This window comes from Roseovarius sp. SK2, assembly GCF_028807495.1.
Lineage (GTDB): Bacteria > Pseudomonadota > Alphaproteobacteria > Rhodobacterales > Rhodobacteraceae > Roseovarius > Roseovarius confluentis.
Genome location: NZ_JARAMK010000001.1, coordinates 585,869 through 599,403, shown reverse-complemented (window position 1 = coordinate 599,403; position 13,535 = coordinate 585,869). Strand labels below are relative to the sequence as shown.

Sequence of the window (13,535 nt, the reverse complement as noted above, 5' to 3'; positions counted from 1 at the left end):
GCGTTATCGCATCCGCGTTTAGCGCCCGTGCGGGTGGGGTGCAAGGGCGTGGCGGCGGTAGAGCTCGATCATCCAGCCCAGCATGAGCGCGTTGAGGATGTGCCAGCCGAAATGGGTGCCGAGGGTGAGGCTGTTGCACAAGGGCGCGTCGAGGCTGCGGAAGGTGAGCGACAGCAGCAACAGGCCTGCGCCGAGGGCGAGGCCCCGCGACAGGGCGGCGTCGGCGCGCAGGAGCCAGGCGTAGAGGAGTATGACCAGAGGCAGGGTGAGGTAGGACGCCGAGGGGCCATAGAGCGGAAGCTGCGACAGGAGCGGCATGGCCAGCGCCGTGACCCCGAGAAAGGCCGGGATGGTGGTGGCGGAGGCCAGAACGGAGAGGCCGAGATAATACCGGGTCGCGGCATAGAGATAGGTCAGTGCGAAGACCATGATCGGCAGGACGTCGAGCATCGCGGCCCAGGGCTGGGCATAGGTGTGAAAGAGGAACGAGCCGATGCCGATAAGTGCCAGGAGGATGGTGAGCAGGCGGGCCAGCGCAAGCTCGGTGCCGCGCAGGCGGTGGGCCATGACCAGCGCCGCGACCAGGAAGGCGGCATTGGTGAGCGCGTTCACCGGCTCGGCCCAGAAACCGGGGTCGGTGCGTTCGCAATAGGCGTCGATGGCGCGGGTCCAGTCCATGTGGAAATCGGTGGCCTCTCTGCTAACTTCCTCGTTGGAATGACATAAGGAGAGCGTCATGAAAATCATCTGGCTTGGACATGCAAGTTTCCGCATCGAGATCGCCGATCAGGTGCTGCTGATCGACCCGTGGCTGACGGGCAACCCGATGCTGGACGAGGCGCACCATGACGCCGCCACCAAGGGGGCGACGCATATCCTGCTGACCCACGCGCATTTCGACCATGCCGCTGACCTGCCGGACCTGGCGAAGCAATTGTCGGTGCCGGTGGTGGGGCAGTTCGACCTGATGGGCTGCTGGGAAGAAAGCGCAGGGCTGGACGTGGTCGGCTTCAACAAGGGCGGCACGGTGCATCTTGGCGACGTGGCCGTGACGATGGTGCACGCGACGCATTCCTCGAGCTTTGGCGGCGAGAACGGTCCGCATGTGCCCGGCACCGAATGCGGGTTCATGATCGAGGGCGAGGGGCATGTGATCTATGTCTCGGGCGATACGGACGTGATGGCCGATATGGGCGTGTTCAACGACCTGCATCACCCCGATATCGGCATCCTGTGCGCCGGCGGTCATTTCACCATGGACATGAAGCGGGCGGCCTATGCGGCGAAGACGTTCTTCGATTTCAAGACGGTGATCCCGTGTCACTACAAGAATTTCCCGCTTCTGGAGCAGTCGGCGGCGGCGTTGAAAGACGGCCTGCCCGGGGTCGACGTGATCGAGCCGGAGGTGATGACGGCGATCGAGATCTGAGCGGGGCAAAACTTTTTTGAAAAGTTTTGCCAAAAGCTTTGAGAAAGCTTTTGGTGCCCGGGCCTTCAAGCGGGGTTCGGGCGTCGGCGTTGTTATGTGAGTATTTCTGGAAAGAAAAAGAGTGCGTTGCGCTTTAAACTTCACGCAGGGATTTGAAGAAGTCCTTCAGCAGGGCTTCCGCCTCGGTGGCGTTGATCCCGTCGTAGATATCCGGCGCGTGGTGCGTTTGCGCATGGGTGAAAATCCGGGCGCCGTGGGCCACGCCACCGGACTTGGGGTCGGCGGCGCCGTAGTAGAGCCGCGCGATGCGGGCATTCGCGATGGCGGTGGCGCACATCGCGCAGGGCTCCAGCGTGACAGTCAGGCTGTGACCGGGCAGGCGTTCGCTGCCGACGGCGGCACAGGCGGTGCGCAGGGCGAGGATCTCGGCGTGCGCGGTGGGGTCGCTCAGTTCGCGCGTTCGGTTGCCGGCCTGCGCCACGATCCGTCCTGCCGGGTCGGACACAACCGCGCCCACGGGCACCTCGCCGCGGTCCCGGGCGGCGCGGGCCTCGGCGAGGGCCGTGTCCATATGGCTTTTGAACGTCATGCCCCTGATTGCCGTGCGGGCGGTGCTTTCGCAAGGGGCAAGGATGGGGTAAGGCCGTGCCATGACTCGCAAACCCACCCAGAACACGCCCCCGGGCGACAGGATCGCCAAGGTGATCGCCCGCGCCGGTGTGGCCAGCCGTCGTGAAGCGGAGCGCATGATCGAGGCGGGCCGGGTGCGCGTGAACGGTGACGTGATCGACCGCGCGGCGCTGAACGTGACGGGCGCCGACCGGATCGAGGTGGACGGGCGCGCGCTGGATGCGCCCGAACCGCCGCGGCTATGGCTGTATCACAAGCCCGCGGGGCTGGTAACGACGACCCGCGACGAGCAGGGGCGCGAGACGATTTTCGACAAGCTTCCAGAGGACTTGCCGCGCGTTCTTAGTGTAGGTCGGCTTGACCTGAACTCGGAAGGGTTGTTGCTCTTGACCAATGACGGCGGCGTCAAGCGCAAGCTGGAGCTGCCCTCGACCGGCTGGGTGCGCAAGTACCGTGTGCGCGTGAAAGGGCGGCCCGAAGACGCCACGTTCGAGCCGCTGCGCAAGGGGCTGACGCTGGATGGCGAGGTGTTTCAGCCGATGTCGGTTGTGCTGGATCGGCAGAAGGGGGCCAATGCCTGGGCCACGGTGGGAATCCGCGAAGGCAAGAACCGCGAGATTCGCCGTGCGATGGAGGCGGTGGGCTGCCAGGTGAACCGGCTGATCCGGGTCTCTTATGGCCCGTTCCAATTGGGACAGTTGAAGGCGGGCGAGGTCGAGGAGATTCGTCCGCGGGTGCTGCGCGACCAGTTGGGTATGGACGAGACACCGGGCAAGGAAAAGCCAGCGAAGGGACGGCCGAAGGTTCAGCGGAAGCGTCGGTGAGGTAGCAATTTATATTTGAAAAACAGAGTGTTGTGCGGTCAATTTGATGTGGCTCCGCGACGATAGGCCTGTGGCGTGGTGCCATAGCGTTTGCGGAAGCGACCGGCCAGTTGCGAGGCGCTGGCGAATCCGGTCGCGGCGGCGATCTGGCCGATGCTGAGCCGGGTTTCGTTCAATAGCGCGTGGGCGCGGGCGATGCGCAGGTCGAGGTAATATTGCGCCGGTGTGGCGGCGAGGTAGCGGGTGAAATGCCGCTCAAGCTGGCGACGGGAGAGGCCCACTTCGGCGGCGACCTCGGAGATGTCCAGCGGGTCCTCGATATGGGCGGCCATCAGGTCGGTCGCCGCAATGAGCTGCGGGTTGTGACTGCCGAGCGCGGCGGCATAGGCAGGGCGCTGGGGCGCGCTGCGATTGCCGGCGCGGCGGTGCAGGCACATGTCGGCGACGATGGCGGCCAAGGCCGGTCCGTGATCGCGCTCGATGATTTCCAGCATCATGTCGGTCGCGGCAGAGCCGCCGCCGCATGTGAAAAGCCCGGCATCCTCCTCGTAAAGATGGCCGGTGGGCTCCAGGCCCGGAAACGTCTCGCGGAAGGCTGGCTGGTTTTCCCAGTGCAGGGTAAAGCGGCGGTCCTTGAGCCGCCCGGCGCGGGCCAGTGCGAAGGCACCGGTGCAGATGCCGCCCACCTGGATCCCGTGCGCCCATTGCCGATTGACCCATGTGACGGCCCGCGGCAGTGCCGTTTCCAGCGGGGCGATCCCGGCGCAGACGAAGGCCTTGTCGCTGCGCGACAGGTCCTGGGACTGGCTGTCGGGGGTGATGGTCACGCCGCAGGAACACGATACGGCTTCGCCGTCTATCGTGCTGATATACCAACGATAAAGCTCCTGTCCCGCGACCTGGTTGGCGACGCGCAGCGGCTCGATCGCCGAGGTGAAGGCCAGAAGCGTGAGCCTGGGCAAGAGCAGGAAATGATAGTCCTGCGGCGGGCCGTCATACTCGACCCGCAAACTGGCCGCGCCGCGCGGGACGAAGGATTTGCGTCCCATGTCAAATTCGTAGCATGTGCCGTGAAACTGGCAAGCAAGGACACTGACATGCGGGCATTGATACAGCGGGTGAGCGAGGCCGAGGTGCGGGTGGAGGGCGCGGTGATCGGGGCCATCGGGCCCGGTCTGCTGATTCTGGTCTGCGCGATGCAGGGCGATGGCGACGCGCAGGCCGATGCGCTGGCGGCCAAGGTGGCCAAGCTGCGGATCTTCAAGGACGAGGCGGGCAAGATGAACCGCTCGGTGCGTGATATGGGCGGCGGCGCGCTGGTGGTCAGCCAGTTCACGCTCGCCGCCGACACACCGCGCGGGACCCGGCCGGGTTTTTCCCAGGCGGCGGCACCCGAGGAGGGGCGGCGCCTTTACGAACGCTTTGCCGAAGCGCTGGCGGGTCAAGGCGTGCCGGTCGAGACGGGGCGGTTCGGTGCCGACATGCAGGTGGGCCTGGTCAACGATGGGCCAGTGACGATCTGGCTGGAGGTCTGAGGTCTTACGCGCAGAAATGTCGCGCTTCCTTCGCGCGCGGGGTGCGCTAAGATCCGGTCATGCCCTATCAGTGGAACCAGACGCGGAACGGTGAAGACGAGGTGTGCGAGCTGCGGCTCTGGCCGCATCGGTCGCTGCCGCGACGGGGCTTCGTGCTGTTCATCGTGATCACCTGCGGGATGCTGACCCTGCCGCTTTATCCGCTGATCGGGACGGTCACGCTGTGGGGGTTGCTGCCCTTCCTGTTGCTGGCGGTCTGGGGCGTCTGGGCGGCGCTGGAGCGGTCTTACAAGGACGCGCAGATGAACGAGGAACTGACGATCGACCGCGAGGCCGTGCACCTGGTGCGCACCAACGCCCGCGGTCCGGTGCAGGAATGGGATTGCGAAAGCTACTGGGCGAAGGTCGAGATGCACCCCACCGGCGGGCCGGTGCCGCATTACGTGACCCTGAAGGGCAAGGGGCGGCAGGTGGAAATCGGCGCGTTCCTGAGCGAGGACGAGCGCAAGGTGCTGTATGGCGAGATCGCCGATGCGCTGAAGCGGATCGCATTGCCTGACCCGGTGGGCGCAGGCTGACGGGCGCGGCGGGTCCGGTCCGCCGAGGCCAGATCGCACGGTGGCGCGGCTTTGACCTCCTTGACGCGCAGAAAAGTTGACGGTGCGCGACGGAGATGCGCGCGTGTCACGTAAGACACGCGAGTCCCTGCCAAAAAGGAGAATGAATCGTGCCCCTGAGAGATACTCCCGGCCACTACGGCCCCGTCAGCCGCATTTTGCACTGGGGCATGGCGGCGCTTTTCGCGGCGCAGTTCCTGTCGGCGGCGGCTCATTGGGCGTTGCCAAAGGAGAACGCCGTGCGTGACGTCCTTTGGAGCTATCACGGCACGCTGGGCGCGACGCTGTTCCTGCTGGTGCTGCTGCGCGGGGCCTGGGGCCTGGCGAATATTCCGCGCCGACCGCCTGCGCATGACGGGGTCGTCGGCCGCGCGGCGGTGGCGGGGCACCTCGCGATCTATGCGCTGATGGTGATCGTGCCGGCGGTCCGCCTTCTGGCGGCGGCGGGCAGCGATCGCGGGCTGAGTTATCTGGGGATCACGTTCGTGGCGCCGCGCGAGGTAGAGGTCGCATGGATGCAGGCGCCCGCCGAATGGCACGGCGAGATGGGCTGGATCCTGGCGCTGCTGGTGGTCGGTCACATTGCAATGGCCGTTGTCTGGCACCGGATGATCCGGCGCGACGACACGTTGCAGCGCATGGCCGGGTAGGGCGCGCGGTTCTTCTGCAACGGTCCGCACAAAGTGCGGCATCCTGCCTTTACGCGGGACGACAAACGCGGCATCGATGCGGCCTTGTAACTAGAAATTGGGCCGATGACACGTAACGATTATGAAACTGACGGCCGGTCGCGGCCAGGGTCCTTTCCCGAGGCCGCGTCCGAGCATCACTCCGGCGTTCTGCAACACCCGGAACGTTTGCGGGCCTTGCAAGAAACCGCGTTGCTGGACAGCCCCGAAGAAGAGGCGTTCGACCGTGCCGTCCGGCTGGCGCGCAGCCTGACCGGGGCGCCGACGGCGCTGTTCTCTCTGGTCGACGACACGCGACAGTTCTTCAAGGCGCTGAGCGGCTTCGCGCCCGACACAGGACCGATGCGAGAGACGCCGCTGTCGCATTCCTTTTGCCAGTACGTGGTGACCGGCAACGCGGCGATGAGCGTAGTGGATGCCCGCGAGCACGACCTGTTGTCCCGGAACCTTGCGGTGCCGGACCTGAACGTGGTCGCCTATCTGGGCGTGCCGGTGCAGGGGCGGCTGGGGCAGGTGATCGGCTCGCTCTGCGCCATCGACTCGTCGCCGCATGAGTGGTCAGAGCAGGATGAGCGCGCCCTGAAGGACATTGCCGCGTTCCTCGAGACCGAAATCGCGCTGCGCAAGCACATGTCCGAACGGGAATTGTTGATCGACGAGTTGAATCACCGCATCCGCAACATCTATTCGGTGGTCAACGCGCTGGTCCGGATGACGCGGGCCGAGGACCTGACGACCGAGGAGTTCGCGGCGCAACTGAATGGCCGGGTGCAGGCGCTGGCCGCGACCCATGGCCTGATCCAGCCGCTGGCGACCGTGACCGAGGATGCGGGCAACGACACCAGCCTGCATGCCCATATATCGACCCTGATGACGCCCTACACCGGGGCGGGCGGTCATGAGATCCGGATCGAGGGACCGGACCTGCCGGTGGGCTCGACCGCGTCGATCTACCTGGCGCTGGCGATCCACGAGCTGTCGACCAACGCGGTCAAATACGGGGCGCTGAGCGGGCCGGGCCGCGAGCTGGAGATCACCTGGACCGACGGCGACGACACGGTTGAGCTGACGTGGCGCGAGGCGGGGCCGGGCCACGTGGCGCGCACCGCTTCGGGCACCGGGTTCGGCTCGAAACTGGTGAAACTGTGCATCGAGGGGCAATTGCGCGGCGAGATTGCCACGGCGACCGACAGCACGGGCCTGACCTACACGTTTCGCATCCCGCGCGATAGGCTGACCGGCGCGCCGGCGGACTAGAACCGCCGGCGCGCGCCGCGTCTCAGGCGCAGAGCCGGTCCTTGACCCGCGGGCCCACCGCGCCGAAATCCATCTGGCCGGTATAGTTTTCCTTGAGGTGGCCCATCACCTTGCCCATGTCTCGGATCGAGCTGGCGCCGGTCTTGTCGATGGCGGAGTCGATGGCCTTGGTGACTTCCGCCTCGTCCAGTTGGCGGGGCAGGAATTCCTCGATCACCTCGATCTCGCGCTGCTCTTCCTGCGCGAGGTCGAGACGTCCGCCTTCCTCGTAGGCGCGGACGCTTTCCTGCCGCTGCTTGGTCATCTTGCCCAGGATGGCGAGGATATCGCCATCGGAACAGCCGGTGTCATTGTCGGTGCCACGGCGGGCGATGTCCTGATCCTTGATCGCGGCATTGATCAGCCGCAGCGTGCCGAGCCGCGTGCTGTCCTTGTCTTTCATGGCCTGTTTCAGGGCGTCGTTCACGCGCTCGCGCAATCCCATGTCAGGGTATCCTCTTGTCATCCCGTAAGCGTGCCACACTACTGGAAAGCGAAACGCCGTGCAATAAGCTGTGACACCCAGCCCGGCCCTTGTTTTGTTGACCGGCGCGAATGACGTTGCGGCGCGAAACGCGGCCTTGACCGCGCGCGCGGGTGACCATAGGTTCCGCGCAATTTGCCCGATGGAGAATCCCCGATGACGCACGCGCCCGATGCCCGTCCGACCGCCTGTCTTGCCCTGGCCGATGGATCGCTGTTCTACGGGCGCGGGTTCGGGGCCGAAGGCGAGGTCGCGGCCGAGCTGTGCTTCAACACCGCGATGACCGGCTATCAGGAGATCATGACCGACCCCAGCTATGCCGGGCAGGTGGTGACCTTCACCTTTCCGCATATCGGCAACGTGGGCGTGAACCCCGACGATGACGAGACCGCCGATCCGGTGGCCGAGGGCATGGTCGTGAAATGGGACCCGACCGAGCCCTCGAACTGGCGCTCGACCGAGCGCTTGGGCGAGTGGCTGGCGCGGCGGGGCCGGGTCGCCATCGGCGGCGTCGATACCCGCCGTCTGACGCGGGCCATCCGCCAGCAGGGCGCGCCGCACGTGGCGCTCGCACACCGCGCGGACGGCCAGTTCGACACCGAAGCGCTGGTCGCCAAGGCGCGGGCCTTTGCCGGGCTGGAAGGCATGGACCTGGCCCGGCAGGTGACCTGTGCGCAAAGCTATCGCTGGGATGAGATGCGCTGGGCCTGGCCCGACGGTTTCCCGCGCCAGACGCAAGCCCGGCACAAGGTCGTGGCGATTGATTACGGCGCCAAGCGCAACATTCTGCGCTGCCTGGCCAGCGCCGGCTGTGAGGTGACGGTGATGCCCGCCACGGCCACCGCCGATGACGTGCTGGCGCAAAGCCCCGATGGCGTGTTCCTGTCGAACGGCCCCGGCGACCCGGCGGCAACGGGCGAATATGCCGTGCCGATGATCCGCGGCGTTCTGGAAAAGAACCTGCCGATGTTCGGTATCTGCCTCGGTCACCAGATGCTGGGCCTCGCGCTGGGCGCGCGGACGATCAAGATGAACCACGGCCATCACGGCGCGAACCATCCCGTCAAGGACCTGACCACCGGCAAGGTCGAAATCACGTCGATGAACCACGGGTTCGCCGTGGACAGCCAGACCCTGCCAGAGGGCGTCGTGCAATCGCATGTATCGCTGTTCGACGGATCGAACTGCGGCATCCGCATGGCCGACCGCCCGGTTTTCTCGGTGCAGCATCACCCCGAGGCCAGCCCCGGCCCGCAGGACAGCTTTTACCTGTTCGAGCGGTTCGCGGCGTCGATGGACCGCTAGGGCGCGTCCGCCGCGTTAACCCCTTTTTTACGTTGTGTTAATCTTCTGTTGGTAGCCCTTTTTCCGTCACGCAGAAGGGCAGACGGATATGGGGATTTCGGAACTGCGCCAGCTCGGCCTGTCCGAGGACACAGCCGATATGGAGGCCGGGGCGGTCGAAACCGACCTGGTGCGCCGCGGAACGCTTGCCGCGCGGGACGCGATGCTTGCACGCCAGGTACGCCGGCATTGCGATGCGGATATGGGGCGGATCCTTGTCGCCGAGGGGCTGGTGACGAAAGGCGATCTTCTGGATGCGCATGTCCGCCGCTTCCGCTCGCGCCAGGTCGCCGCGGATGAACTCGCGGCACTGCCGCCCATTGCTGTGGACGCCGCCCCCCAGGTCCTTTTGCGTCATGCAGTCTTCCCGGTGACCGACCGCGATGGCCAGCCCGCCATCGTGACCGGCGACCCCGAGGCGTTGGCCCTTGCGCGCGCGCACCTTCCGGAAGACCTGCGGCAGACCCGCGTTCTGATCGCCCCGCGCGAGGTGGTTCAGTCCCACGTGGCGGATCATTTCGACGGCATCCTGACACGGGCGGCCCAGGCCCGCGTGCCGGTCATCGAAAGCTGTCGCAGCTGGGCGCAGGGCCATGCGCGGCGACTGGCGCTGGTGACGATGGCGGTGATCGGACTGGTCGCGCTGACACTGGTTTTCCCGCGGGCGATGCTGGCGCTGATGATGGGCTGGGCGGTCGTCACGCTGGCCGTGTCCGGGGTGTTCAAGCTGCTGGCCTTCGTGGCGCGTATGTCCGAGGGGCCGGTCGCGCCGGTTGTGCCGCCGGCCGACGACAAGACCCCGTTGCCAAGGGTGTCGGTCCTGGTGCCGCTGTTCCGCGAAACCGAGGTGGCGCATGCGCTGGTGGCGCGGCTGACGCAGCTGACCTATCCCAAGTGCCTGCTCGACGTGGTGCTGGTTCTGGAAGAGGAAGACGCCATGACCCGCGCGACGCTGGCGCAGATCGACCTGCCCAGCTGGATCCGGGTGGTGGTGGTGCCCGACGGACAGCCGCGCACCAAGCCGCGGGCGATGAACTATGCGCTGGATTTCTGCGAGGGTGACATCATCGGGATTTTCGACGCCGAGGATGCGCCTGAAGCCGACCAGATCACCCGTGTGGCGCGGCACTTCCAGCAGGCCCCGCCCGAGGTGGCGTGCCTGCAGGGGGTCCTGGACTACTACAATCCGCGTCAGAACTGGCTGGCGCGGTGTTTCACCATCGAATACGCCACCTGGTTCCGCACGATCCTGCCCGGCATGGCGCGGCTGGGCTTTGCCATCCCGCTGGGCGGCACGACGCTTTATTTCCGGCGCGACGCGCTGGAGGCGCTGGGCGGCTGGGACGCGCATAACGTGACCGAAGATGCCGACCTAGGCTTTCGTCTGGCCCGCCACGGGTTCCGGACAGAGATGGTCGCCACCGTCACCGAGGAAGAGGCGAATTGCCGGCCCTGGGCCTGGGTCAAGCAACGCTCGCGCTGGCTGAAGGGGTACATGACAACCTACCTGGTGCACATGCGGCGCCCCGGGCTGCTCTATCGGCAGTTGGGAGCATGGAAATTCTGGGGCTTTCAAGCGCATTTCGTGACCGCGGTCAGCCAGGTGATGCTGGCGCCGCTGCTGTGGTCCTGCTGGCTCGTGTTCTTCGGCCTTCCGCACCCGTTGGACCCGGTGCTGCCGCGTGCCGTGATGGCCGTTTGCGCCGGGCTTTTCGTTGTGATCGAGGCGTTGAACCTGACGATCTATCTCAGCTCGGTCATGGGCCTAAAGCATCGTCACGTGATGGTCTGGGTGCCGACGATGCATTTCTATCAGCCGCTTGGGGCGATCGCTGCTTACAAGGCGCTTTACGAGTTGGTTCTGAAGCCGTTCTTCTGGGACAAGACCGCGCATGGCCTGTCGCTGGACGTGGCGCCGCCGCCGGCCGTGAAATCGCCCCTAGATCAGCGTGCCCAGTTCCCCTGAATCCAGTTTCAACCGGGTCACGAAGGCCTTGGAAATATGGGCGCGCAATGCCTCGCCCGCGGCCTCGGCGTCGCCGTTCTCGATGGCGGTGACGATGGCGTCATGCTCGGCCAGCGCATCCTCGGGGCGGCCAAGAGCGGCCAGAGACGTGGTCGCCATCAGCGCCATGGAGCGATGCACCAGGTCCAGCTGCTGCACCAGGAAGCGGTTGTGCGAGGACAGGTGGATCTGCTTGTGAAAGCGCCGGTTGGCGCGGGCCATCGCCTTGGGATCGTCAATCAGGGCGTGATCGTCAGTGACCATGTCGCGCAGCACGCGCACTTCTTCCGGCGCGGCATGACGGGCGGCCAGGTTGGCGGCCAGCCCCTCCAGCTCGGCGCGCACGACATAAAGCTCTGCCAACTGGTTGTGATCCAGTGACGACACGATCAGGCTGCGGCCGTCGCGGGTCAGCAGGCTCTGGGTTTCCAGCCGTTGCAGCGCCTCGCGGATCGGCGTGCGCGACACCCCGAACCGCTCTGCCAGGTCGCTTTCCACCAGGCGGTCGCCGGGCTTGTAATCACCGGTGTCGATCGCCTCGAGGATCAGGTGGTAGGCATCTTTCTGCGGCGCGGCTATGGTCATCGCACTCTCTTTTGTTATCTGGTTTCGATGGATGAGAGTATGCGGGGCAGGGCGCGGGGTGCAAGCCTTGCAGGGCCCTGCGACAATAAAGAGCGGATGGAAACGATGGCGAAAGAATTCTTCGCGCATGTGGAGACCTGGGTCTTTGACCTCGACAACACGCTGTACCCGCCCGAGATGCGCCTGTTCGACCAGATCGAAGTGCGGATGACGCAGTTCGTGATGGACGCGCTGGGTGTGGACCGGGCCGAGGCCGACCGGCTGCGGCTGGACTACTGGCGGCGGCACGGCACGACGCTGGCCGGGCTGATGCGAGAGCATGACGTGGACCCGGGGCCGTACCTGACGGATGTGCACGACATATCCTTCGACGTGCTGGAAACGGACGCGGAGCTGGCCGCGCATATCCGGGCGCTGCCGGGGCGCAAGATCGTCTATACGAACGGCTCGGCCCCTTATGCGCAGCGCGTGGTCGAGGCGCGGGGGCTGGAGGGTCTTTTCGACGCGATCTACGGCGTGGAACATGCCGGGTTCCATCCCAAGCCGGACCGGGCGGCGTTCGACCGGGTCTTTGCCACCGATGGCGTCGTCACGGCACGGGCGGCGATGTTCGAGGATGACGTGCGCAACCTTGCGGCGCCACATGCGATGGGGATGCGGACCGTGCTGGTCGGCCCCGAGGTGGTCGAAGCCGATCACGTGCATCACCATACCGACGATCTGTCAGGATTTCTGTCGCGGCTGGTCTAGGCGGAGGACTTCATGTGTCGAGTCGGGTACGCCATGCAAGGCACTGACCGTGATCGATTAATCATTTATCTGGCGCTGCGTTCCGATGCCGCTGGTGACCGCGTCACGCGCGGCCTATGTTGAACGCGAAGGAGGCAGGAAACATGCGCCCATTCGATTTCGACATCATCGTATCCGGCGGCGGCGTGGCCGGGCTGTCGGCGGCGGCCCTGTTCGGGGGCGCCGGGTTCCGCGTGCTGTGCGTTGATCCGGCCCCGCCGGTGACCGAGCGCGATGCCGAAGGATCGGACCTGCGCACCACCGCGATTCTGCAACCGGCGCAAGCGCTTCTGGCGGAGGCGGGGATATGGGACCGGCTGGACGCCGAGGCGGCGCCTTTGCAGGTGATGCGCATCGTTGACGCGGGCGGCGACGTGGCGGAGCCGCGCGTCGTCAAGGATTTCGATGCGGGCGACATTTCGGAAAAGCCCTTTGGCTGGAACCTGCCCAACTGGCTCTTGCGGCGCGAGATGGTGGCGCAGTTGGACAGCCTCGACACCGTGGAGTTTCGTTCCGGCGTGGCGGCGGAAACCCTCTTTACCCGCGAGGCCGAGGCGCGGGTGGGCCTGAGTGACGGCACCAGGGCGCGTGCCCGGCTGGTCCTGGCCGCCGACGGGCGCGGCTCGCCCATGCGGGAGGCTGCCGGTATTCCCGTGAAAACAACGCGCTACGGCCAAAAGGCGCTGGCCTTTGCCGTGACGCACCCAATCCCGCATGACAACGTCTCGACCGAGATCCACCGCACGGGCGGCCCCTTCACGCTGGTCCCGCTGCCGGATTACGAGGGGCGGCCCTCGTCCGCCGTGGTGTGGATGGAGGAAGGTCCCGAGGCGCAGCGGCTGGCCGGCCTGGACGTGGCGCAATTCGAGGTGGAGATGAGCACGCGGTCCTGCCACCTTTTCGGGCCGCTGACGCTGGCCTCGCGCCGGACGGTCTGGCCGATCATATCCCAGGTGGCCGAGCGCATGGCGGGCGAGCGGATCGCCCTTGTGGCCGAGGCCGCGCATGTGGTGCCGCCCATCGGGGCGCAGGGGCTGAACATGTCGCTTGGCGATCTGCACGTGCTGCTGGAGTTGGCCACCGCACATCCCGACAGTCTGGGCGACCGCGAGATGCTGGAGACCTATCACAAGCGCCGCCACTGGGACGTGATGGCGCGGGTCACGGGCATCGACGTGCTGAACCGCGCGTCCATGGTCAGCGCGCCGGTGCTGCGCGACGCGCGGATGCAGGCGTTGAACGCGCTTTACGGGCTGGCCCCGGTGCGCAAGACGCTGATGCAGCTTGGTCTCGGCGCAAGGGGCTGAG

General features: G+C 66.1%; 15 protein-coding genes. 10 read left to right on the top strand and 5 right to left on the bottom strand.

From position 1 onward, the window contains the following. Positions 1-18: 18 nt before the first annotated feature. Positions 19-738 carry a ceramidase domain-containing protein gene (locus PVV74_RS03000; RefSeq protein WP_338020412.1) on the bottom strand — a complete coding sequence of 240 codons (720 nt, stop codon included), beginning with the start codon at positions 736-738 and terminating at the stop codon, positions 19-21. On the opposite strand from PVV74_RS03000, the gene PVV74_RS02995 reads away from it, so the two are divergent. Beyond that, positions 737-1,429, top strand: coding sequence for a metal-dependent hydrolase (locus PVV74_RS02995; RefSeq protein ID WP_274592175.1), 693 nt, complete (start codon positions 737-739; stop codon positions 1,427-1,429). The genes PVV74_RS03000 and PVV74_RS02995 overlap by 2 nt on opposite strands. A 133-nt stretch (positions 1,430-1,562) precedes the next feature. Here PVV74_RS02995 and PVV74_RS02990 read toward each other — a convergent pair whose 3' ends face one another. Continuing rightward, complete coding sequence (locus PVV74_RS02990) at positions 1,563-2,018, bottom strand: nucleoside deaminase (RefSeq protein WP_103761688.1); 456 nt, start codon at positions 2,016-2,018, stop codon at positions 1,563-1,565. Between the two features lie 61 nt (positions 2,019-2,079). On the opposite strand from PVV74_RS02990, the gene PVV74_RS02985 reads away from it, so the two are divergent. Continuing rightward, a complete protein-coding gene (locus PVV74_RS02985; protein ID WP_274592174.1) occupies positions 2,080-2,883 on the top strand; it encodes a pseudouridine synthase in 804 nt (267 codons plus the stop codon). A 38-nt stretch (positions 2,884-2,921) separates the two neighbouring features. Here PVV74_RS02985 and PVV74_RS02980 read toward each other — a convergent pair whose 3' ends face one another. Further along, a complete protein-coding gene (locus PVV74_RS02980) occupies positions 2,922-3,932 on the bottom strand; it encodes a GlxA family transcriptional regulator (RefSeq protein WP_274592173.1) in 1,011 nt (336 codons plus the stop codon). Positions 3,933-3,980: 48 nt separating this feature from the next. Here PVV74_RS02980 and dtd point away from each other — a divergent pair, with 48 nt between their 5' ends. The 4 genes from dtd (at position 3,981) to PVV74_RS02960 (ending at position 6,981) form a co-directional block, all read left to right on the top strand. Then, a complete protein-coding gene (gene dtd / locus PVV74_RS02975) occupies positions 3,981-4,418 on the top strand; it encodes a D-aminoacyl-tRNA deacylase (protein WP_274592172.1) in 438 nt (145 codons plus the stop codon). Positions 4,419-4,477: 59 nt separating this feature from the next. After that, positions 4,478-4,996, top strand: coding sequence for a DUF2244 domain-containing protein (locus tag PVV74_RS02970; RefSeq protein ID WP_103761685.1), 519 nt, complete (start codon positions 4,478-4,480; stop codon positions 4,994-4,996). 149 nt (positions 4,997-5,145) lie between these two features. Next, a complete protein-coding gene (locus tag PVV74_RS02965) occupies positions 5,146-5,685 on the top strand; it encodes a cytochrome b (protein WP_274592171.1) in 540 nt (179 codons plus the stop codon). Positions 5,686-5,790: 105 nt separating this feature from the next. Next, positions 5,791-6,981: a sensor histidine kinase gene (locus tag PVV74_RS02960; RefSeq protein WP_274592170.1), complete on the top strand. Its 1,191-nt coding sequence runs from the start codon at positions 5,791-5,793 to the stop codon at positions 6,979-6,981. A gap of 22 nt (positions 6,982-7,003) precedes the next feature. Here PVV74_RS02960 and PVV74_RS02955 read toward each other — a convergent pair whose 3' ends face one another. Then, complete coding sequence (locus tag PVV74_RS02955) at positions 7,004-7,465, bottom strand: GatB/YqeY domain-containing protein (protein WP_103761682.1); 462 nt, start codon at positions 7,463-7,465, stop codon at positions 7,004-7,006. A gap of 195 nt (positions 7,466-7,660) precedes the next feature. Here PVV74_RS02955 and carA point away from each other — a divergent pair, with 195 nt between their 5' ends. Both carA and PVV74_RS02945 read left to right on the top strand, forming a co-directional pair. Continuing rightward, positions 7,661-8,809, top strand: a complete 1,149-nt coding sequence (gene carA / locus PVV74_RS02950) for a glutamine-hydrolyzing carbamoyl-phosphate synthase small subunit (protein WP_274592169.1) — start codon at positions 7,661-7,663, stop codon at positions 8,807-8,809. Positions 8,810-8,897: 88 nt separating this feature from the next. Further along, positions 8,898-10,814 (top strand): glycosyltransferase, encoded by a 1,917-nt coding sequence (locus PVV74_RS02945; RefSeq protein ID WP_274592168.1) that lies wholly within the window; start codon positions 8,898-8,900, stop codon positions 10,812-10,814. On the opposite strand, the gene PVV74_RS02940 is transcribed toward PVV74_RS02945, so the two are convergent. Further along, complete coding sequence (locus tag PVV74_RS02940) at positions 10,788-11,438, bottom strand: GntR family transcriptional regulator (RefSeq protein WP_103761679.1); 651 nt, start codon at positions 11,436-11,438, stop codon at positions 10,788-10,790. The genes PVV74_RS02945 and PVV74_RS02940 overlap by 27 nt on opposite strands. 105 nt (positions 11,439-11,543) lie before the next feature. Here PVV74_RS02940 and PVV74_RS02935 point away from each other — a divergent pair, with 105 nt between their 5' ends. Both PVV74_RS02935 and PVV74_RS02930 read left to right on the top strand, forming a co-directional pair. Then, positions 11,544-12,188: a pyrimidine 5'-nucleotidase gene (locus PVV74_RS02935; RefSeq protein ID WP_274592167.1), complete on the top strand. Its 645-nt coding sequence runs from the start codon at positions 11,544-11,546 to the stop codon at positions 12,186-12,188. Positions 12,189-12,331: 143 nt separating this feature from the next. Then, positions 12,332-13,534, top strand: a complete 1,203-nt coding sequence (locus PVV74_RS02930) for a UbiH/UbiF family hydroxylase (protein WP_274592166.1) — start codon at positions 12,332-12,334, stop codon at positions 13,532-13,534. The last annotated feature ends 1 nt before the right edge of the window (position 13,535 follow it).

Coding starts and splice junctions, on each gene's coding strand:
- carA (WP_274592169.1), top strand. CDS start 7,661: ATGACGCACGCGCCCGATGCCCGTCCGACCGCCTGTCTTGCCCTGGCC.
- dtd (WP_274592172.1), top strand. CDS start 3,981: ATGCGGGCATTGATACAGCGGGTGAGCGAGGCCGAGGTGCGGGTGGAG.
- PVV74_RS02985 (WP_274592174.1), top strand. CDS start 2,080: ATGACTCGCAAACCCACCCAGAACACGCCCCCGGGCGACAGGATCGCC.
- PVV74_RS02945 (WP_274592168.1), top strand. CDS start 8,898: ATGGGGATTTCGGAACTGCGCCAGCTCGGCCTGTCCGAGGACACAGCC.
- PVV74_RS02980 (WP_274592173.1), bottom strand. CDS start 3,932: ATGGGACGCAAATCCTTCGTCCCGCGCGGCGCGGCCAGTTTGCGGGTC.
- PVV74_RS02960 (WP_274592170.1), top strand. CDS start 5,791: ATGACACGTAACGATTATGAAACTGACGGCCGGTCGCGGCCAGGGTCC.
- PVV74_RS03000 (WP_338020412.1), bottom strand. CDS start 738: ATGACGCTCTCCTTATGTCATTCCAACGAGGAAGTTAGCAGAGAGGCC.
- PVV74_RS02930 (WP_274592166.1), top strand. CDS start 12,332: ATGCGCCCATTCGATTTCGACATCATCGTATCCGGCGGCGGCGTGGCC.
- PVV74_RS02995 (WP_274592175.1), top strand. CDS start 737: ATGAAAATCATCTGGCTTGGACATGCAAGTTTCCGCATCGAGATCGCC.
- PVV74_RS02940 (WP_103761679.1), bottom strand. CDS start 11,438: ATGACCATAGCCGCGCCGCAGAAAGATGCCTACCACCTGATCCTCGAG.
- PVV74_RS02990 (WP_103761688.1), bottom strand. CDS start 2,018: ATGACGTTCAAAAGCCATATGGACACGGCCCTCGCCGAGGCCCGCGCC.
- PVV74_RS02970 (WP_103761685.1), top strand. CDS start 4,478: ATGCCCTATCAGTGGAACCAGACGCGGAACGGTGAAGACGAGGTGTGC.
- PVV74_RS02955 (WP_103761682.1), bottom strand. CDS start 7,465: ATGGGATTGCGCGAGCGCGTGAACGACGCCCTGAAACAGGCCATGAAA.
- PVV74_RS02935 (WP_274592167.1), top strand. CDS start 11,544: ATGGCGAAAGAATTCTTCGCGCATGTGGAGACCTGGGTCTTTGACCTC.